Source organism: Mycobacterium sp., assembly GCF_050700595.1.
In the GTDB taxonomy this organism is placed as follows: domain Bacteria; phylum Actinomycetota; class Actinomycetes; order Mycobacteriales; family Mycobacteriaceae; genus Mycobacterium.
This window is the reverse complement of record NZ_JBOHHI010000119.1, coordinates 26,415-45,506: the sequence shown is the minus strand read 5'-3', so window position 1 is coordinate 45,506 and position 19,092 is coordinate 26,415. Positions and strand designations below refer to the sequence as shown.

The window sequence follows — 19,092 nt, the reverse complement described above, 5'->3', positions numbered from 1 at the left end:
CGCCATGCCACCACAGACCAAATCGAAAAATTCTCGCCTCACCGACCTGGGAATCCAGTCACCCCTTGCCACAGCAACCTCCACAAATCATCGGCACGTTGCAACGACCATATGAACACGCCCCGCGTGTCGGTGTACAAACACGCACGCTCGCTTTAGCTTTTGCGCAGGACCGCCAGGAGCCGCCGTGCGGCGGCGACGCGGCGGGCGGCCGGCCCGGTCACCGCGTCCAGCGCACATTCGGGATCCGCGGGCGGACCCATGTGCCCGCAGCCGCGCGGGCAGTCATCGATCGTCTCGGCCAGGTCGGAGAACGCCATCACCACGTCGTCGGGCTCGATATGAGCCAGCCCGAACGAGCGGATCCCCGGCGTATCGATCACCCAGCCGCTGTGATTGAGCGGCAACGCCACCGATTGCGATGAGGTGTGCCGGCCCCTGCCGATGTCGGTAACCTCGCCGACGGCCCGATCTGCTTCCGGCACAAGACGATTCACCAAAGTCGACTTGCCGACCCCGGAATGGCCCAGCAGCACTGTCACTTTCCCGGTCAGCAGGGGAGCGACGGCGTCGAGCGGATCGTCGCGACCGGCGGTGACCACGGTGAGGTCGAGGTCGGCAAACTGCTCGGCGAACGGCTCGGCCGCTGCCAGGTCGGTCTTCGTCAGGCACAGAATCGGGGTCAGTCCGCCGGCATAGGCGGCGATCAGGGTCCGGTCGACCAGGCCGGTGCGCGGCGGCGGATCGGCCAACGCGACCACGATCAGTAGCTGATCGGCGTTCGCGACGACCACCCGCTCGGTTGGATCGGTGTCATCGGCGGTGCGCCGCAACACCGTTCGGCGCAGCTTGCGCCGCACGATGCGGGCCAGGGTGTCTGGCCGGCCGGACAGGTCGCCGACCACGTCGACGCCGTCGCCGACCACGATCGGGGTACGGCCCAGTTCGCGGGCCCGCATGGCGGTCAGCCGACGATCGGGGTCGCCGTCGAGCACACAGCCCCAGCGGCCGCGGTCGACGCTCACCACCATGGCCGCCTGGGCGTCGGCGTGCTCGGGGCGGGTCTTCGTCCGGGGCCGCGAACCCCGTCCCGAGCGGACGTGGGCGTCGGACTCGTCGTAGTCGCCCGGCCTCAACCGCTGGACCCCTGGAGCATGTTCGCCCACAGCCGGGGAAACTCTGGCAGCGTTTTGGCGGTGGTGGCGATGTCGTCCACCTCGACCCCGGCCACCCGCAGGCCGACGATCGCGCCGGCCATCGCCATCCGGTGATCGGCATACGACCGCCAGGTCCCGGGCCGCAGCGGTGTCGCGGTGATCACCAATCCGTCCGGCGTTTCGCGACAGTCGCCGCCCAACCGGTTGATCTCGGTGCTCAGCGCGGCGAGCCGGTCGGTTTCGTGGCCGCGTAGATGGGCGATGCCGCTGAGCCTGGACACCGAGCCGGGAGCGGCCAGCGCCGCCAACACCGCTACCGCCGGTGTGAGCTCCCCGACGTCGCGCAGGTCGACGTCGAATCCGCGGTATGTGGTCGGTCCACGTACTTCGAGGCACGAATCCTCTTGAGTGACAGTAGAATCCAGTTGCCGCACGATGCTCAGAATGATGTCGGCGGGCTGGATGCCGGCCGCCGGCCAGTCGGTGACGCGCACCGTGCCACCGCTCACGACGGCCGCCGCCAGGAACGGGACGGCGCTGGATAGATCCGGTTCTATGGTCCAGTCCCGGGCTGCGACCGTGCCGGGCTGCACCACCCAGCGGCCGGGCGCGGAGTCGTCGACATCGACGCCGGCCTGGCGCAGCATCGCCACCGTCATCGCGATGTGCGGTGCCGACGGCAGTGCCGCACCGGTGTGCTGCACGGTCAGCCCTGCGCTGAACGACGCACCGGACAGCAACAGCCCGGAGACGAACTGCGACGACGCGGAAGCATCGAAGGCCACGGTGCCGCCGTGGACCGAACCGGTGCCGTGCACCCGGAACGGCAGGCCGTCGCCGTCGACGTCGACGCCCAGACCGCGCAGCGCGACCAGCAACGGCGCGATCGGCCGGGCGCGGGCCTGCTCGTCGCCGTCGAAGGTGACCGTCGCGGTGCCCAGCGCGGCCAGCGGTGGAACGAATCGCAGCACGGTGCCGGCCAGCCCGCAATCCACCCGGGCATTCGGGCCGGGGGCGATTTGCCCGCGCACGCTCAGCCGCGATGCCGATCCCTCCACCCGCAGACCCAGCGCGCCCAGCGCACCGATCATCAGGTCGGTATCGCGGCTGCGCAGCGCGCCGCTGATCGTCGAGACGCCGCCTGCGGCCGCCAGTGCCGAGAGCACCAACGCCCGGCTGGTTTGGGATTTCGAGCCCGGCACGGTCACCGTCGCCTTGACGGGTGATAGTGCGGTCGGTGCTGGCCAGGTGCTCACTGCTTCATACTGCCTTGTCGGCCGGTGCGTTGTTTCAACGGATCCCCGCGTGACGGGCACCATGGACAGTATGTGTGGACGATTCGCAGTCACGATCGATCCGGCCGCGCTGGCCGAGAAGATCCAGGCGATCAACGAGGCGCGCGCGACGGAGACGGCCATGCCGAACTACAACGTTGCGCCCACCGCCACGATCGCGACCGTGGTCTGCCGGCACGACGAGCCGGACGACGAACCCACCCGGCGGGTGCGGCTGATGCGCTGGGGGTTGGTGCCGCCGTGGGCCAAGGCCGGATCCGACGGCACGCCGGAGTCCAAGGGTTCACAGTTGATCAACGCCCGCGCCGACAAGATCACCACCTCGCCGGCGTTCCGGTCCAGCGCCAAATCCAAGCGTTGTCTGGTTCCGATGGACGGCTTCTACGAGTGGCGGGCCAACCCGGGGTCGGGTAAGAAGGCCCGCAAAACGCCGTTCTACATGTACCGCGAAGACGGCGAGCCGCTGTTCATGGCGGGCCTGTGGTCGGTATGGAAGCCTGCCAAGGACGCCTCCCCGCTGCTGAGTTGCACAATCGTCACCACCGATGCGGTCGGCGAGCTCGCCGAGATCCACGACCGGATGCCGCTGGCGGTGGCCGAAAGTGATTGGGACCGCTGGCTGGATCCCGACCTCCCGCCGGACCCGGAGTTGCTGGCCGGACCGCCAGACGTGCGCGGTCTCGGGATGCGGGAGATATCGATATTGGTCAATAACGTGCGCAACAACGGGCCCGAGCTCATCGAGCCGGCCGAGCAGCACCCCGAGCAGGCGACGTTGCTCTAGAGGATGCCGACGTCAAATCGAGTCGGCTACCCACTGGCCCGGCGACCACGATACCGAGGATTCCTCGACTCCAGTAGAGTATTCCTCGTGCACGCGATCGATCGTCCGGACGCGCGAGGGCGGCTGCTGGAGGTGGCGCGGCGCCGGTTCGCGGCCGACGGCGCGCTGGCCGCCACGCTCGACGATGTCCGGCGCGAGGCCAAGGTCAGCGTCGGGGCCCTGTATCACCACTTTCCGGACAAGTCGGCCCTGGCCGCAGCCGTCTACGCCGAGGTGATGGGCGAGTACCAGGCCGGATTCATCGCGATGCTGCGCGAGCACGCCACCGCCGAAGGCGGGATCCGCGGTGGGGTCGCGCATCACCTGCGCTGGGTGGCGAAGAACCGGACCGAGGCGGCACTGCTGCTGGGCGATCGGCTGGACAGTGCGGCCTTGCGTGAATCCAACCGCGAGTTCTTCGCTGCGATCCGGGACTGGTGGCGCCCGCAGCAAGGCTATGGGGCGTTGCGGCCGATGCAGCCCGGGATCACCGCGGCGCTGTGGTTCGGCCCCGCGCAGGAGTATAGCCGGTACTGGATCGCCTCCGGGGAGCAGAGAATGCCGCGCGGAATCATCAAGACATTCGCCGACGCGTCGTGGATGGCGTTGCACGCCAAAATAACTGAGGAGGAAAGCCATTGACCGCCACCGAATCCATCTACCGCAACCTGATCGCCGCGGGTGACGATCCGCAGGCTCCGCGACGGGTCCGCGTCGACCACCGCGGTGACCGTGCGGTGGTGACCCTCGACGAGCCCGACCGGCTCAATGTGCTCTCCGCCCCGCTGGTACGGCAATTACGCCACGCGCTGGAGGATCTCGCAGCCGACACCGAGGTGCGCGCAATAGTGTTGACCGGCGCCGACCCCGGCTTCAGCGCCGGCGGCGACCTGAAGATGATGCGCACGGCGACCGAGCAGCTGACCCAACCCGAAGGAGTGGCCGACGTGTGGCGCTGGATCCGCCGCGAATTCGGTGGTATCGCAAGGCTTATCGCCGGTTCGGACACCATTTTTCTGGCCGCGCTCAACGGCGCTGCCGCCGGCGTTGGCTTGGCCTGGGCGCTGAGTTGCGATCTGACCATCGCCAGCGAACGAGCGGTGATCGTGCCGGCATTCGGCCGGCTCGGGCTGATCCCCGAGGTCGGTACCAGCTGGGCGCTGACCCGCCGGCTGGGCTACCAGGGGGCGCTGGCGTACTACTTGCGTGGCGAGCACATCGACGCCCCGGCCGCCCAGCGGCTTGGGCTGGTGCAGCAGGTCGTCGCTCATGATCAACTGCTGACCGTCGCCGACGAGTGGTGCTCACGGGTGGCCGCGATGCCGGCCCACGCGGTGGCGATGACCAAGCCGCTGCTGCGCGCGGCCGCCGACGCCGGCTGGAACGACGCGCTGACGTTGGAGGAATTCGCCGAACCCATCTGCTTTACCACCGCCGCGTTTGCCGACAGCGTGCACGCACTGCTGGGTCAGGCCTGAATTGGCGCGGTCACCGCGGCGGTGAGCCGGATCAGGTCCGCCGGCGCCACCGCGACGTCCCAGCCGCGTCGGCCCGCGCTGCAGTACACCCGATCCCAGCCCAAAGCGTCGGCGTCGACGACGGTCGGCAGCGACCTGCGCTGCCCGAACGGCGAGACCGCACCAACCACATAACCGGTCGTCCGCTGCGCATCGGCCCGGTCGGCCATCGTCGTGCGCGACAGCCCCAACGCCGCGGCGGCAGCCTTCAGCGACAGCCGCGCCGGCACTGGCAGTACCGCGACGGCCAACGCGTCGGGCCCGGCGAGCACCAGTGTCTTGTAGATCTGCTCGGGCGCGATGCCGTAGGCCTCGGTCAAGACCCGGACGGCCTCGTCACCGAACGAGCGTTCGGCCGGGTCGTGGCCGAACTTCACCACCTCGTGCGGCACGCCGGCAGCCAATAGCGCGGCAAGTGCCCGCGTCGCCGGCACGCTACGGCTGCACGTACCCCGGCGGGTTGGCGGACTCCACCCAGAGGTCGACCCCGAGCTCGCCGCCCGGCGTGCAGTCGTACGCCGACAGGTCGGTCACCCCGGATTCCACCAAGACGTCCTCGCACAGCACCGAGTTGCCGGTGTATTCGGTAGCCGGCTTGTTGAGGATGACATAGGCCGCGTCGGCGTAGACCTCGGGTTTGCGGGCGCGCGCCATCGCCGCCTCGCCACCGAGCAGGTTCTGCACGGCGGCCGTGGCGACCAGGGTGCGCGGCCACAACGTGTTGGAGGCAATCCGGTCGTCGCGCAGCTCCTCGGCGATGCCCAGCGCGCACAGCGTCATGCCGAACTTGGCCATCATGTACGCCGTCGGCTTGAGCCATTTCTTTTCCAGCGAGACCGGTGGTGACAGCGTCAAGATATGCGGGTTCTCCCGGCCTTTCATGTGCGGGATGCAGGCTTGCGACACGGCGTAGGTACCGCGCACCTGGATGCCGTTCATCAGGTCGAAACGCTTCATCGGCACCTCGGTGATGGACCCGAGGTTGATCGCCGACGCGTTGTTCACGCAGATATCGATGCCGCCGAACCGTTCGACGGTCTTGGCCACCGCGTCGTTGACGGAATCCGGGTCGCGGACATCGCCGACAATCGGCAGCGCCTTCCCGCCGGCCTCCTCGAGTTCCTTGGCTGCGGTGTACACGGTCCCCGGCAGCTTGGGGTGCGGTTCGGCGGTCTTGGCGATCAACGCGACGTTCGCCCCGTCGCGTGCGGCCCGCGTGGCGATCGCGAGCCCGATTCCGCGGCTGGCCCCCGAGATGAACATGGTCTTGCCGTTCAAAGACATGGCGTCACACTAACCCGGCCCGGCCCGGGCGGGATCAGCGGCCTGAATCGGATTCTGGCCGGCCAACCGGTCACCGGAAATAGCCGCACGGTCGAAGCTGTTGATTGAGGCGATCCTGCGGTCCGCCGCGCCACATGGCGTGGACGCCGAAGTAACCCACGCAAGACACTGTCGGTCGTAGCCTTTAGATTGGGGAAGAAGGGGAGTCTGGTGTTGGCTCAGTGCCTGCAACGTCCGGTGTTGCCGGGCCTGTTTGGTAACACCGCGGCGGAAGGGACTGAGTTAACCAACATGGCCGACAGTGATGCTGCGACCGGGCACGACGCGCCCGAGCCCGCCCGGACGGAGGAGACAGACGAGCAGCTGACCGCGCGCTTCGAGCGGGACGCGATTCCGCTGCTCGATCAGCTCTACGGGGGCGCGCTGCGCATGACTCGCAATCCGGCCGACGCCGAGGATCTGCTCCAAGAGACGATGGTGAAGGCCTATGCGGGATTTCGGTCGTTCAAGCCGGGCACCAATCTCAAGGCGTGGCTGTACCGCATTTTGACCAACACCTACATCAACAGCTACCGCAAGAAGCAGCGGCAGCCGGCGCAGTACCCGACCGACGAAATCACCGATTGGCAGTTGGCGGCGACGGCCGAGCACTCCTCGACCGGCCTGCGCTCGGCGGAGGTCGAGGCGCTCGAGGCGATGCCGGACACCGAAATCAAACACGCGCTGCAGGAGCTGCCCGAAGATTTTCGGATGGCGGTGTACTACGCAGACGTCGAAGGTTTCCCGTACAAGGAGATCGCGGAGATCATGGATACCCCGATCGGGACGGTGATGTCGCGGCTGCACCGCGGCCGGCGCCAACTGCGTGGCCTTTTGGCCGACGTGGCAAAGGAGCGGGGTTTTCTCCGCGGTAACCAGGCAGCCGAGGAGGTGTCGTCGTGACCGAATTCTCTTGCGGATCGGGCTCTGGCGGCGCCGATGACGCCCGCACCAAGGCCGAGTGTGCGGAGGTGATAGCCGAGGTATGGACACTGCTTGACGGCGAATGCACCGCTGAGACGCGGCAGAAGCTGCGCCGGCACCTCGAGGAATGTCCGGGATGTCTGCGGCACTATGGACTCGAGGAGCGAATCAAGGCGTTGATCGCCACCAAATGCAAAGGGGACAAGGCCCCGGAGAGCCTACGGGAGCGATTGCGGCTGGAGATCAGCCGGACCACCATCATCCGTACTCGGATGTCTGGACCGTTCTGATTGCCCGCACGCCGGCGGTACCCCCTGCCCCGCCGGCGGCGAACCCCCACGGGCCGTCTAAGAGTTCGGACGCTTGCCGTGGTTGGCTTTACTGTGCTTGCGGTCGCGCTTTTTGCGGCCACGTTTGGCCATGAGTGATCCTCCTAGCAGCTTTACCGGCTGGTCAGTCTCTCATGCGGTCGGTGTCCTGCGGTAACCGGCTATGCCACCGTGTCGCTACCCGCCGGTGAGAGCGGAGCGGTTAGTCCCGACGACGGTGTGCTGGGGTCGCCGGGCAACGCCGGGGTTTGTCCGGGTGTTGGCAGGCCCGGTGTTTGCCCCGGCATCACCGGGGTTTGTCCCGGTGTTGGCAGGCCCGGCGTTTGTCCCGGCACTGTCACCTGCCCCGGTGTTGGCAGGCCCGGCGTTTGTCCCGGCAGTGTCACCTGCCCCGGTGTTTGTCCGGGCAGGGTCGGCGTTTGTCCCGGCGTCACAAGGCCCGGTGTTTGTCCCGGCAGGACAGAGATCTGTCCCGGCGTCACCAGGCCCGGTGTTTGTCCCGGCACCGTCGTCTGCCCTGGGGTTACCAGGCCAGGCGTTTGTCCGGGCAGCATGGGGGTTTGGCCGAGGGCTCCGACGCTGGGGTACCCCGAAGCGGGCGTCAACCCGCCCGGGTAGCCCGAAGCCGGCGTCAACCCGCCCGGGTAGCCCGAAGCCGGCGTCAACCCGCCGGTGTAGCCCGAAGCCGGCGTCAACCCGCCGGTGTAGCCCGAAGCCGGCGTCATCCCGCCGGTAGCGGCAGAAGCTGGCATCAGCAGAGAGCCGGTGCCCGGGAACACGCTCTCCAGCAGCGTGCCGAGTTGGCCGAAGAGCCCATTGGCGAGATTGACCATCGTGCTCGGGTCCATCCCCGCTGGGGCGGGAACGGGCACCGGATCGTCAACAAGAACAGGTTGCTGGGGAGCCGCCCCGGCGACCCCACTGCCAAACCCGATCGCGGCAATTGCGGCCAGTGCCAGCCCCACGCCGACGGTTGCCCGGGCCAGCGGCCCGCGACTCTTTTGGATTGCAAACATGTACGTGGACAACGGAATTACTCCTTTACTCGACGTACGGCCTGATTACCCACCAGGCACTTGTGTCACTTTGGCTACCTTGCTGCTCAATAGTCACAGCCGGAACACGACACGATCACGAAACGAACTCTATGGATTTGCTTACTATCTTCGAATTTGCTTAATCGGCGGAACCGGTCGCCGCAGCACCCCTCTCGACGCCCAGATGACAGCCGGTTGTGGTTCGATTAGGCCACAGAATTGGATAAACACCGACTGGGTGACGAACGGGGTGATGATGGCCGAGGACGTCCGCGCGGAGATCGTGGCCAGCGTGCTCGAAGTCGTGGTCAACGAGGGCGACCAGATCGGCGAGGGGGACACCCTGGTGTTGCTCGAGTCGATGAAGATGGAGATTCCGGTTCTGGCCGAGGTCGCCGGCACGGTCAGCAAGGTGAGCGTATCGGTGGGAGACGTCATCCAGGCCGGCGATCTGATCGCGGTGATCAGCTAGCCATCAACCCCAACGAACCCAGCGTCGGGAGTGGCCGATGTCGACTCTCGGTGACCTGCTCGCCGAACACACCGTTTTGCCCGGCAACGCCGTCGACCACCTGCACGCGGTGGTCGGAGAGTGGCAGCTGCTTGCCGACCTGTCGTTCGCCGATTACCTGATGTGGGTGCGCCGTGACGACGGCGCGCTGGTGTGCGTGGCCCAATGCCGGCCGAATACCGCACCGACGGTCCTGCTGAGAGATGCGGTGGACACCGTCCTTGCCGCCGATAAGGTGCCGCTGATCGCCGCCCCGTTCGAATCTGGCGCCATCGGTCGGGAAAGCATTGCGGGCCAACAGTATTCGTGGCAACAGACAGGCCTGAACGTCGAAGCGGTGCCGGTGCGGTACGGCGAGCGGGTGGTCGCGGTGCTGACCCATCAGACCGCAGTCGCCGCTACCCGCAAGTCCAGCCCGCTGGAGACCGCGTACCTGGACTGCGCAGCGAACCTGGTCCACATGCTTTCCGAAGGCACCTTCCCCAACGTGGGCGACGTGGCGATGTCGCGCTCCAGCCCTCGCGCCGGCGACGGGTTCATCCGTCTCGACGTCAACGGGGTCGTCTCCTATGCCAGCCCGAACGCGCTGTCCGCCTACCACCGGATGGGGTTGACCTCAGAATTGGCTGGCCGCAACCTCGTCGAGGTCACCCGCCCGCTGATCTCCGACCCGTTCGAGGCGCAAGAACTGGCCGCTCACGTGGGCGACTCGCTGGCCGGTGGGGCAAGCATGCGAATGGAGGTCGACGCCGACGGCGCAGCGGTGCTGCTGCGGACGCTGCCGCTGGTGGTGCACGCCTCCGCGGCCGGCGCCGCGGTGCTGATCCGAGATGTGACCGAAGTGAAGCGCCGGGATCGCGCGCTGATGTCCAAGGACGCCACCATTCGGGAAATCCATCACCGCGTGAAGAACAACCTGCAGACCGTCGCAGCGTTGCTGCGCCTACAGGCTCGCCGGACGACCAACCCGGAGGGGCGGGAGGCGCTGCTCGAGTCGGTGCGCCGGGTGTCATCGATCGCGCTGGTCCATGACGCGCTGTCGATGTCGGTGGATGAACAGGTCAACCTCGATGAGGTGATCGACCGGATTCTGCCGATCATGAACGATGTGGCGAGCGTGGAGACCCCGATCCGGGTCAACCGGGTGGGCATGCTCGGCGTGCTGGACTCCGACCGTGCGACCGCGCTGATCATGGTGATCACCGAACTGGTGCAGAACGCCATCGAGCACGCATTCGAGCCGGCGGCCGACGGTCTTCCCGCTCACCGGGGCGGGTCGGTGACGATTCGCGCCGAGCGGTCGGCGCGCTGGCTCGACGTGCTGGTTCACGATAACGGCCGCGGCTTGCCCGAGGGGTTCAGCGTCGAGAAGTCCGACCGGCTCGGCCTGCAGATCGTGCGGACGCTGGTGACCGCGGAGTTGGACGGCTCGCTGCACATGCACGACGCCGTCACCGGCGGCACCGACGTGGTGTTACGCGTCCCGATCGGTCGTCGCACCCGGGCCGCGCAGTGATGCACGCAAAACCGTGACCCCGACACTTTGTCGGGGCCACGACGTTAGGCCTGGGTCAGACTCCGGTGCGGGCCTTCGTCCGGGCGTTCCGACGCTTCAGCGCGCGTCGTTCGTCTTCACTCATTCCGCCCCACACGCCGGAATCCTGGCCGCTGTTCAACGCCCAGGACAGACAGTCGGTGGTCACCGGGCAGCGGTTACAGACCAGTTTCGCGTCGGCGATCTGGGCGAGTGCCGGGCCACTGTTTCCCACCGGGAAGAACAGCTCCGGGTCTTCGTCGCGACACACCGCCTTGTGGCGCCAGTCCATACTTTGTTACTCCTCACTATGTGCGCAGCAGGGCGCACGGCGTTTTTCTTCGGCTGTTAACGCGGGCACGAGAATTCTCTCCGCACCAGGGCACGCGATCATTCGATCGTTTCACAGGCTCAACAGATGTCAATAGCGCACGTTGGCACGTGGGCAATCTCACTATGACGTGCTGTTAGCCAAACCCTTAATGATTTGTACTAGTATGCTGGCCAATCCGCACCTTCGCCCAGCCCTTTTGGCTGGCGTTATCGCAGGTCAGAAGTAATTCTTGCGGGTGGGGCGACGACCTCGAGTGCGTCGGGAACCGCCCGGAAAGTCATCTGCTCGCGTTCGCCCAGGTAGTCACCGTCGAACTGGCTGGCAATCGGTGCGCCGGTGCAGGTGACTCGCAGGCAAGGCGCGTTGTCATCGCGCACGAGCTGCCTGGCTTTCAGTTTCGGTCGCTTTGACAGCATCTGCCGCAGCACTCGCAGCGTGGGAATGACCTTCATGCTGGTCACGCCGAAGACGCCCAGGCCCGACTCGAAGCTGCAACCCGGGTTGGTCCACACCGCTCGGTCGTTGGCGTAGGTCCACGGGCTTGAGTTGGACACGAAGACGAAATGCACCCCGGAGACCGGGTCGCGGCTGGGTAGGTGCAGCGTCAGCCTCGGATCGTGGCGGGTAGCGGCCAGCGCGGCCGGAATCGCCGTGCGGATATAGCGCGACGGGGTGACCTTGCGGCCCTTCGCGCGTTGGGCCTCGACCGCAGCGACCACTTCGGCGTCGACGCCCATCCCGGCGTTGAGCACCGCCCACCGCTCGCCACAGTCGATCAACCCGATGCGGCGCCATTCTTGCCGGTGGGCGTGCTGGTCGAGTAGGGCGATCAGCTGGTTGGTGGCGTCGACCGGATCCGGCGCGATGCCCAGCGAGCGGGCCAGCACGTTCGCCGAACCACCCGGCACGATCGCCAGCGCCGGGAGGTGCCCGGTGGGCAACGGACCCGGCGGTCCGAGCACGCCGTTGACCACGTTGCTCACGGTGCCGTCGCCGCCATGCACGACGACGAGGTCGATCCCGTCCTGCACGGCGGCCTGCGCGATTTCGCCGCCGTGACCCGGGTGGTCCGTGCGCTCGACGGTCAGCTGCAGACGGCTCTTGAGCGCGTGCGTCAGCAGATCGCGCCCCGCGGGACTGGTGGACGTCGCGTTCGGGTTGACGATCAGCACGGCGCGCATGACGCAAAAGCCTACGGGAGTGCGCGGCTGGCTCTATGGTGGCGACCCGTCCCCCTCGCCGCTCCGCGGCTGGGGGTGCCCCCAGCGCCCGGCTCCGCCGCGCTTGTGATCACCACTGGCCGCGCTTGTGATCACCACTACCCTTGCGCTGTGAGTGCCCGCCCGCCGACGACCGTGCGCGGCGCGGGCCTGATCGTCGCTGCACAGGGCGTGGCGGCTCTATTGGTGGCCGCCGTGCTGCTGGTGCGGGGCCTGGGCGGGGCCGACCAGCGGACCCTCGGTTTCGGCACCGCGGTGTGGTTCGCCCTGGTCGGCGGCGCCGTGTTGGCCGCAGGATGCGCGCTGTTCGTCGGCAAGCGCTGGGGCCGCGGGCTGGCGGTGTTCGCTGAGTTATTGCTGTTGCCGGTCGCGTGGTATCTCGCGGTCGGCTCACATCGGCCGCTGGCCGGGGTCCCGGTGGGGATCGTGGCGCTGAGCGTGCTGGCCTTGCTGTTCAGCCCGGCCGCGGTGCGTTGGGTGGCAGGCAAGTAATAAGCGCCGCTCCTCCTCATCGCTTCGCTCTGCATCGTCTTGCATCGTCGCCGGCGCGGATCAGCGTGGTCCGGCGAGCTCGCCCAGTTCGAGGCCGGATAGCTGATAGGCGGTCCAGTTCAGCACCGCCTGCGACGTCGGGTCACGGCTGAACCCCCAGCGCGGACAGAATGGTGACGAATTTCGTCGTGGTCTCGGCAACTTCGTCGTCGGGGTCGGACTCGGCGACGATACCGCCGCCGGAGTGGGCGAGCGCGTTGCGGCGGTCGGCGGATAGCTGCGCGCACCGGATAGAAACCACCCACTGGCCGTCGCCGCGCGCGTTGCACCAACCCACTGTGCCGGCATAGAAGCCGCGGTCGCCCTCCAGTCTGCGGATGAGCTGCGCGGCGGCTTCGGCCGGCGCGCCGCCGACGGCCGGGGTTGGGTGCAGTACCAACGCCAGGTCCAGTGCGGTGGTGGAATTCTCGCGCAACCGACCACTGATCGGCGTGCTCAGATGCCAGAGCGCCGCGGTGCGGCTCAGCTGCGGTGTGGACGCGATCGTCAGCTCACTGCACAACGGGCGCAAGGCGTCGCGCATCGCGTCGACAACCAACTGGTGCTCGTGACGGTTCTTGGCCGAGTCGGCGAGCGCGGCAGCGGCGGCGCCGTCGAGGTCAGGGTCGGCGACCCGTGGCGCCGACCCTGCGAACGGCTGACACGTCACCCGGTCGCCGTCGCGGGCGACCAGCAGTTCCGGGCTGGCGCCCACCAGGGCCATGCCCGCATAGCGGCTGCCGGCCGAACTCAGGTCGACGAGATAGCCGTAGGCACTCGGATCCGCTGCGATCAGCCGGCGCAGAATGACCCGCGCGTCCAACGGGGCGTCGCCGGCCAGCTGCAACGCGCGGGCCAGCACCACCTTGCGCAGCGTGCCGCCGGGTGCGGTCAGTTGATCGCGTGCCGCCCGGACTCGGGTGCGGTGCTCCTCGGGAGCCGGGAGCGCCGCGGCGACCCGCACCACCGGCAGCGGGCCGCTCGGCCAGTCGGGCAGCGCGTCGGTGAGACGAACGGCGCGCGGTGCCATCAACGCCGCAGCCTCGCTGATGTCAAATGGCAACGCGCCCACAACTATTGGTACTGCGCCCGAGCGTAACGCGGCTTGTGCGCCGGCCACGTCGCAGTACCGATTCGCAACGCCGTCGGCGATCAGAGACCCGGCTGGACCGCACAACACGAACGGTGGCTCAGGGTTCGATGCCGGCGTCACACCGACGCGACCGGACGCGAGTAGCCCAGCACAGCGAGTTGATGAATTCCGTGCTCGAAGCCGCAGACCGCGATTGAGGCGGCGACCATGCCGAATCGGCTCCCGTCGGCAAGCGGCAGCCCAAGCCAGCGGGTGATCAGCGCACGGGAGAAGTGGCCGTGGCCCACGAACAGCACATCGCGCCCGGCCATGTGGTCGAGCGCCAGCCTGACGGCGGCATCAGCCCGCTCGGTGACCTGCGCGACGGTTTCGCCGTCGGGACAGCCGTGCGTCCAGACCATCCAGCCAGGATGTGACTCTTGGATCTGCGCGGTGGTCAGGCCCTCGTAGGAGCCGTAATCCCATTCGGTGATCAATGGCGATTTCTCGTCGATGGCCAGCCCGGCGATTTCGGCGGTCGCCACCGCGCGTCGGCGCGGGCTGGTGACCACCATCGGATCCTCGAGGTGCAACTCATCGAGCGCTCGACCGGCGGCGGTGGCCTGGTCCCGGCCGGCGTCGGTGAGCTCGAGGTCCGTGCGGCTGGTGTGTTGGCCGGACTTCGACCATTCGGTCTCCCCGTGGCGCAGCAGCACCAACCGGTGGTTCTCGACGCCCATGCTGACCGATTCTGCCTGACGCGCAGCGCCATCGGCCCGCGGGCAGGCAGAGAAGGATGCCAGGATGTCACTGTGACCGCGGCGAAGATGAGGAGGAGCGGCGCTTGTGACTAACACCCGAGTGCTGGCGATAGCCAACCAGAAGGGCGGGGTGGCCAAGACGACGACGGTGGCCTCGCTGGGAGCCGCGATGGCCGATACCGGACGGCGAGTGCTTCTCGTCGATCTCGATCCGCAGGGCTGTCTGACCTTTTCGCTCGGGCAAGATCCCGACAAGCTGCCGGTTTCGGTGCATGAGGTGCTGCTCGGCGAGGTGGAGCCCAACGCCGCCCTGGTGACCACCGCGGAGGGCATGACGCTGCTGCCGGCCAACATCGATTTGGCGGGCGCGGAGGCGATGCTGCTGATGCGGGCCGGCCGCGAGTACGCGCTCAAACGCGCCCTGGACAAACTCGGCGACCAATTCGACGTGGTCCTCGTCGACTGCCCGCCGTCGCTGGGGGTGCTCACACTCAACGGGTTGACGGCCGCCGACGAGGTGATCGTGCCGCTGCAATGCGAGACGCTGGCGCACCGCGGCGTGGGCCAGTTCTTGCGCACGGTCGCCGATGTGCAGCAGATCACCAATCCGGGCCTGCGGTTACTGGGTGCGCTGCCAACGCTGTATGACCCGCGCACCACCCATACCCGCGATGTGCTGCTCGACGTCGCGGACCGCTACGACCTACCGGTGCTGGCGCCGCCCATCCCGCGGACGGTGCGTTTCGCCGAGGCCAGCGCGTCCGGGTCGTCCGTGATGGCCGCGCGCAAGAATAAGGGTGCCTCCGCCTACCGCGAGTTGGCGGACGCGCTGCTCAAGCACTGGAAGTCGGGCAAAGCACTGCCGAGCTTCACCGTCGAGATATAAGCGGGTCGCGCCGATCAACCCAGCGCGACGATGGTGCCGCCACGTTGCTCGAGCACCTGCGAACCAATCACCGCGGGGATCACCCGCGAGGCGCCCGGCGGACGGCTCACCGGCAGGTAGCGCTCGTTGGCGCCGGTGGCCGGGTCATAAACACCGATCCCGCCGGTGACCGGCACCAGTAGCCGGTCCGCCATCAGCGTCGCCGGTCCGAGTGGAACGGCCTGTTCTGCGGCGGCGATGGTGTAGCGGTAGGCCAGCGTTGCCGCGTCGAACACTATGACCGCGTCGCCGGTCCACCATGTGATCAGGTGGCCGGGCTTCGAGACCGCGCCTGACGGCGACGGCGGCCTGGGCAGCAGCATGCTCGCCACGGTGGCGCCGCCCGCGTCGAGGATGTCGACCCTGGGTTGCGGAGCCGGCAGGTACACCGCGGTGCTGGTCTCCGACACCGCCAGTACTCGGGCGTCGGATCCTGTGCCGACGCCGGGCTCGGGCACATAGCGCTGTTCGGGTTCGTCTTCTTCCTTGCTCGGGCGCAGCAATGTCAGCCGCAGATCGGCCTGCTTCGGGCACGCCTCCAACACCGACACCGCCGACGAACTGGCCGCCGCCGACGTCAGCGTGCACCCGCTGTGCAATCCCCGCGAGGACGGTTTCACCCGGGCGTCGATCTCGCCGTAGGACAGCATCCGCACCATGTCCGAGCGCCACAGCTCCACTCGGGTGTCGCCCGCCGACAACACCGTCATCCCATCCGTGGAGACGTCGACGTGCCGGTCCGCGTAGCTGCTGCGGGCGGGACCGCGTCGGCCGGTAGCTGCGTCGAGGGCGCTGACCTGGCCACAGCCTCGGTCATCGCGGTAGACCGCGACGGCGTAGCGGTAGACCCACGACACCGCGCACAGATCACTACCGCGGGCGTAGCTCCAGCGCACCTGACCGGTCACCGGATCGCGCCCGTCGACCGTTTGCCGGTTGCCGGTGACCACCGTCTCGCCGACCGCCACCGGCGCCGTGGTCGCCGGGCTCTCGGCGGTCCAAAGCTGTTTGAGAATGGTGGGCACCTCGCGCGCCGCGACCGGATTGGGCGCGGGTACCGCCGCTGGCCTGCTGCTGGCGGCCCGGGCGTCGCTGGTCAACCAGATCAGTGCCGCGACCACGGCGACCACCAGCACGATTGCGGCGGCGGCGACCAGATCGGCAGTGGTGCGGCGTTCGGGTTTGACCATTGGGCGGCGCCGGCGCCGGCTCAGTTGCTGTTGGCGGCCGCACCCGCAGCTTTGCGGGGACGGCGACGACGGCGGCGCCCGCTGTGCGTTCCGTCGCCGGATGATGCTCCGGAGGAGGTGTCCGCCGCGGCCTCGCCGTTGCCGGCAGCGCTGGCTGCCGGGTGCGCGGTTGCCGGCTTGCCGCCGCGGGTGCGGCGCCGCGGCCGGGTGCTCTTCTGCGGCTGCTGGCCATTACGTGCACTGTTGTCGGCACGTTTGGCCGCCGATCTGCGTGGTGCGCCGACGGTGCCGCGGGCCTCGGTCGGTATGCCCAGTTCGGTGTAAAGGTGCGGCGAACTGGAGTAGGTCTCGGCCAGGTCGGGGCAGCCGAGATCGAGCGCCTTGTCGATCATTGCCCAGCGGGCCAGCTCGTCCCAGTCCACCAGCGTGACCGCGATTCCGGTCCGCCCGGCACGACCGGTGCGGCCGATGCGGTGCACGTAGGTCTTCTCGTCGTCGGGGCACTGGTAGTTGATGACGTGGGTGACATCGTCGATGTCGATACCGCGCGCGGCCACGTCAGTGGCGACCAGGACGTCGATATCACCGGTGCGGAAGGATTTGAGCGCCTTCTCGCGTGCGGGCTGCCCGAGGTCGCCGTGCACCGCGCCCACCTTGAAGCCGCGTAAGGCGAGCTCGTCGGCCACCTTCTGGGCGGTGCGCTTGGTGCGGGTGAAGATCATCGTGGCGCCGCGACTGCGGGCTTGCAGCACCCGGCTGAGCAACTCGACCTTGTCCAGCGCGTGGGCGCGGTAGACAAACTGCTCGGTGGCATCGTGCACCGCTGAGGAGTGCGGCGCCTCGGCGCGGATATGGGTGGGCTGGTTCATGAAGGTGCGGGCCAGCGTAATGATCGGGTCCGGCATGGTTGCCGAGAACAGCATGGCCTGCCGGTTGTCGGGGATCTGGCCCAAGATCCGCTCAATATCGGGTAAAAAGCCCAGGTCCAGCATCTCGTCGGCTTCGTCGAGCACCAGCGCGGTCAGCCCGCCCAACTGCAGATGGCCCTGCTGGGCCAGGTCGAGCAGTCGGCCGGGCGTGCCCACGACCACATCGGCACCGGCGCGCAGCGCCTCGATCTGCGGCTCGTAGGGCCGGCCGCCGTAGATGGACACCACCGACAGCCGCCGGCCGTCGTCGGCAGTCAGGTACTTGGCGGCGGTGGCCAGGTCGCCGGATACCTGCAGACACAGCTCGCGGGTGGGCACCACGACCAGCGCCCGCGGAATGCCGCTGAGCGGCGGCTCACCGGACGTGATGCGCTGCAATAGCGGCACGCCGAATGCGAAGGTCTTGCCCATGCCGGTGCGGGCCTGGCCGATCACGTCGTCGCCGGCGAGCCCGAGGGGCAGGGTAAGTTCCTGGATGGCAAAGGGATGTTCGATGCCTTCATCGGCCAATGCGCGCACTATTTCGTCGCGGACTCCGAGTTTGGCAAACGTCAACTGGGGTGCGTGAATTAGGGGGGTCATGCGTGGGCGAATATGCCTTTCAGTTTCGGTTTCGGGTCGTTTTCGGTCAGTTCGTCGCGGTCCACGCGCGCACGAGCTGAATACCGAATACGTTGCCGATTCGCGAGACCCTGCCTCGAACCAAGGCGGGTCAACTGCGTGCACGCACATTTCACAGGCAATGACGGTAAGGCTCTACAGCCATCACCATGGGCCATCATAGCCGGTCGGTGGTCACGACCGTGGATGCGGTGGAGCTGGCCGATCGCCAGCGCGGCGGAGCCGGGCGCTGGGGGCACCCCCAGCCGCGGAGCGGCGAGGGGGACGGGTCGCCGCCAACGAGCTTTCGGTGGTGATCGCCAGCGCGGCGGAGCCGGGCGCAGCGGGTCGCCGCCAACGAGCTTAAGGTGTTGTCATGACCTCACTTTCGGGCACCGAGCAGCTGGCCGACCCACCTGAGCCCCGGCTGACGGCGGATCACCCCGGCGTCGGCGAGTTGTTCGCATTACTGGCCTACGGTGAGGTCGCCGCCTTCTATCGGCTCACCGACGAGGCGCGGATGGCACCTGACCTGCGGGGGCGTATTTCGATGGCCCGGATGGCGGCCGCCGAAATGGGACACTTTGAGCTGCTGCGCGACGCGTTGGAAAGCCGCGGTGTCGACGTGGCGCAGGCGATGTCGAGGTACACCTCCGCGCTCGACGACTACCACCGGCTGACCACACCCAGCACCTGGCTAGAGGCCTTGGTCAAGACCTATGTCGGCGATGCTTTGGCTGCTGATTTCTACCTCGAGATCGCCGATGGATTGCCCGACGAGGTGGCCGACGTGGTGCGCGCGACGCTATCGGAGACCGGTCATTCGCAGTTCGTGGTCGCCGAGGTGCGGGCCGCGGTGACCAGCAGCGCAAAACAGCGCAGCCGACTGGCGTTGTGGTCGCGTCGGCTGCTCGGCGAGGCGATCACCCAGGCTCAGTACGTGCTGGCCGACCACGACGAGCTGGTCGACCTGGTGGTATACGGTACTGACGGGTTGACGCAACTGGCCGGATTCTTCGACCGGCTGCAGCACACTCACGACGAGCGGATGACCGAACTCGGCCTGGCCTAGCCGGTCGG

At 67.9% G+C, this 19,092-nt stretch carries 22 protein-coding genes; 10 read left to right on the top strand and 12 right to left on the bottom strand.

Translation table 11 applies throughout. The features are described 5' to 3' along the window. Positions 1-155 precede the first annotated feature (155 nt). Both rsgA and aroA read right to left on the bottom strand, forming a co-directional pair. Complete coding sequence (rsgA, locus tag ACRDTL_RS11800) at positions 156-1,136, bottom strand: ribosome small subunit-dependent GTPase A (RefSeq protein ID WP_431506891.1); 981 nt, start codon at positions 1,134-1,136, stop codon at positions 156-158. Further along, positions 1,133-2,413 carry a 3-phosphoshikimate 1-carboxyvinyltransferase gene (gene aroA, locus ACRDTL_RS11795; protein WP_431506890.1) on the bottom strand — a complete coding sequence of 427 codons (1,281 nt, stop codon included), beginning with the start codon at positions 2,411-2,413 and terminating at the stop codon, positions 1,133-1,135. The genes rsgA and aroA overlap by 4 nt, the downstream gene beginning before the upstream one ends. Positions 2,414-2,483: 70 nt before the next feature. Between aroA and ACRDTL_RS11790 the strand changes: the two genes are divergently transcribed. The 3 genes from ACRDTL_RS11790 to ACRDTL_RS11780 all read left to right on the top strand — a co-directional run bounded on the left by ACRDTL_RS11790 (position 2,484) and on the right by ACRDTL_RS11780 (position 4,753). Then, positions 2,484-3,236: an SOS response-associated peptidase gene (locus ACRDTL_RS11790; RefSeq protein WP_431506889.1), complete on the top strand. Its 753-nt coding sequence runs from the start codon at positions 2,484-2,486 to the stop codon at positions 3,234-3,236. A gap of 87 nt (positions 3,237-3,323) precedes the next feature. After that, positions 3,324-3,917, top strand: a complete 594-nt coding sequence (locus ACRDTL_RS11785; RefSeq protein ID WP_431506888.1) for a TetR/AcrR family transcriptional regulator — start codon at positions 3,324-3,326, stop codon at positions 3,915-3,917. Beyond that, positions 3,914-4,753: an enoyl-CoA hydratase/isomerase family protein gene (locus ACRDTL_RS11780; RefSeq protein ID WP_431506887.1), complete on the top strand. Its 840-nt coding sequence runs from the start codon at positions 3,914-3,916 to the stop codon at positions 4,751-4,753. Before ACRDTL_RS11785 ends, ACRDTL_RS11780 begins: the two co-directional genes overlap by 4 nt. On the opposite strand, the gene ACRDTL_RS11775 is transcribed toward ACRDTL_RS11780, so the two are convergent. Together ACRDTL_RS11775 and ACRDTL_RS11770 are read right to left on the bottom strand one after the other, a co-directional pair. Continuing rightward, positions 4,744-5,226 carry a YbaK/EbsC family protein gene (locus tag ACRDTL_RS11775; RefSeq protein ID WP_431506886.1) on the bottom strand — a complete coding sequence of 161 codons (483 nt, stop codon included), beginning with the start codon at positions 5,224-5,226 and terminating at the stop codon, positions 4,744-4,746. The genes ACRDTL_RS11780 and ACRDTL_RS11775 overlap by 10 nt on opposite strands. Before the next feature lies 1 nt (position 5,227). Beyond that, a complete protein-coding gene (locus ACRDTL_RS11770; protein ID WP_431506885.1) occupies positions 5,228-6,076 on the bottom strand; it encodes an SDR family oxidoreductase in 849 nt (282 codons plus the stop codon). Between the two features lie 291 nt (positions 6,077-6,367). Here ACRDTL_RS11770 and ACRDTL_RS11765 point away from each other — a divergent pair, with 291 nt between their 5' ends. Both ACRDTL_RS11765 and rsrA read left to right on the top strand, forming a co-directional pair. Next, on the top strand, positions 6,368-7,018 hold the full coding sequence (locus ACRDTL_RS11765; protein WP_431506884.1) for a sigma-70 family RNA polymerase sigma factor: 651 nt from the start codon (positions 6,368-6,370) through the stop codon (positions 7,016-7,018). Next, entirely contained in the window at positions 7,015-7,329 is a 315-nt protein-coding gene (gene rsrA / locus ACRDTL_RS11760) for a mycothiol system anti-sigma-R factor (RefSeq protein WP_431506883.1), read from the top strand. The genes ACRDTL_RS11765 and rsrA overlap by 4 nt, the downstream gene beginning before the upstream one ends. A gap of 57 nt (positions 7,330-7,386) precedes the next feature. Here rsrA and ACRDTL_RS11755 read toward each other — a convergent pair whose 3' ends face one another. Then, positions 7,387-7,461, bottom strand: coding sequence for a 50S ribosomal protein bL37 (locus ACRDTL_RS11755; RefSeq protein ID WP_085976515.1), 75 nt, complete (start codon positions 7,459-7,461; stop codon positions 7,387-7,389). A 68-nt stretch (positions 7,462-7,529) separates the two neighbouring features. Further along, on the bottom strand, positions 7,530-8,396 hold the full coding sequence (locus tag ACRDTL_RS11750) for a hypothetical protein (protein ID WP_431506882.1): 867 nt from the start codon (positions 8,394-8,396) through the stop codon (positions 7,530-7,532). Positions 8,397-8,661: 265 nt separating this feature from the next. On the opposite strand from ACRDTL_RS11750, the gene ACRDTL_RS11745 reads away from it, so the two are divergent. Further along, a complete protein-coding gene (locus ACRDTL_RS11745; protein WP_014208824.1) occupies positions 8,662-8,877 on the top strand; it encodes a biotin/lipoyl-binding carrier protein in 216 nt (71 codons plus the stop codon). Positions 8,878-8,914: 37 nt separating this feature from the next. Then, positions 8,915-10,432 carry a sensor histidine kinase gene (locus tag ACRDTL_RS11740; protein ID WP_431506881.1) on the top strand — a complete coding sequence of 506 codons (1,518 nt, stop codon included), beginning with the start codon at positions 8,915-8,917 and terminating at the stop codon, positions 10,430-10,432. Between the two features lie 55 nt (positions 10,433-10,487). Here ACRDTL_RS11740 and whiB1 read toward each other — a convergent pair whose 3' ends face one another. Together whiB1 and ACRDTL_RS11730 are read right to left on the bottom strand one after the other, a co-directional pair. Then, on the bottom strand, positions 10,488-10,742 hold the full coding sequence (gene whiB1, locus ACRDTL_RS11735) for a transcriptional regulator WhiB1 (protein ID WP_431506880.1): 255 nt from the start codon (positions 10,740-10,742) through the stop codon (positions 10,488-10,490). A gap of 248 nt (positions 10,743-10,990) precedes the next feature. After that, on the bottom strand, positions 10,991-11,965 hold the full coding sequence (locus ACRDTL_RS11730) for a diacylglycerol/lipid kinase family protein (protein WP_431506879.1): 975 nt from the start codon (positions 11,963-11,965) through the stop codon (positions 10,991-10,993). A gap of 150 nt (positions 11,966-12,115) precedes the next feature. Between ACRDTL_RS11730 and ACRDTL_RS11725 the strand changes: the two genes are divergently transcribed. Next, on the top strand, positions 12,116-12,496 hold the full coding sequence (locus ACRDTL_RS11725) for a hypothetical protein (protein ID WP_431506878.1): 381 nt from the start codon (positions 12,116-12,118) through the stop codon (positions 12,494-12,496). A 142-nt stretch (positions 12,497-12,638) separates the two neighbouring features. Here ACRDTL_RS11725 and ACRDTL_RS11720 read toward each other — a convergent pair whose 3' ends face one another. Both ACRDTL_RS11720 and ACRDTL_RS11715 read right to left on the bottom strand, forming a co-directional pair. Further along, complete coding sequence (locus ACRDTL_RS11720; RefSeq protein ID WP_431506877.1) at positions 12,639-13,748, bottom strand: isochorismate synthase; 1,110 nt, start codon at positions 13,746-13,748, stop codon at positions 12,639-12,641. Further along, entirely contained in the window at positions 13,745-14,347 is a 603-nt protein-coding gene (locus ACRDTL_RS11715) for an acid phosphatase (RefSeq protein WP_431506876.1), read from the bottom strand. The genes ACRDTL_RS11720 and ACRDTL_RS11715 overlap by 4 nt, the downstream gene beginning before the upstream one ends. Positions 14,348-14,453: 106 nt before the next feature. On the opposite strand from ACRDTL_RS11715, the gene ACRDTL_RS11710 reads away from it, so the two are divergent. Beyond that, positions 14,454-15,254 carry a ParA family protein gene (locus ACRDTL_RS11710; protein ID WP_431506875.1) on the top strand — a complete coding sequence of 267 codons (801 nt, stop codon included), beginning with the start codon at positions 14,454-14,456 and terminating at the stop codon, positions 15,252-15,254. A gap of 14 nt (positions 15,255-15,268) precedes the next feature. Here ACRDTL_RS11710 and ACRDTL_RS11705 read toward each other — a convergent pair whose 3' ends face one another. Both ACRDTL_RS11705 and ACRDTL_RS11700 read right to left on the bottom strand, forming a co-directional pair. After that, positions 15,269-16,483 carry an Rv3212 family protein gene (locus tag ACRDTL_RS11705; RefSeq protein WP_431506874.1) on the bottom strand — a complete coding sequence of 405 codons (1,215 nt, stop codon included), beginning with the start codon at positions 16,481-16,483 and terminating at the stop codon, positions 15,269-15,271. Between the two features lie 20 nt (positions 16,484-16,503). Next, positions 16,504-17,994 carry a DEAD/DEAH box helicase gene (locus tag ACRDTL_RS11700; protein WP_431506873.1) on the bottom strand — a complete coding sequence of 497 codons (1,491 nt, stop codon included), beginning with the start codon at positions 17,992-17,994 and terminating at the stop codon, positions 16,504-16,506. A 394-nt stretch (positions 17,995-18,388) separates the two neighbouring features. Between ACRDTL_RS11700 and ACRDTL_RS11695 the strand changes: the two genes are divergently transcribed. Further along, a complete protein-coding gene (locus ACRDTL_RS11695) occupies positions 18,389-19,084 on the top strand; it encodes a ferritin-like fold-containing protein (RefSeq protein ID WP_431506872.1) in 696 nt (231 codons plus the stop codon). Positions 19,085-19,092 lie beyond the last annotated feature (8 nt).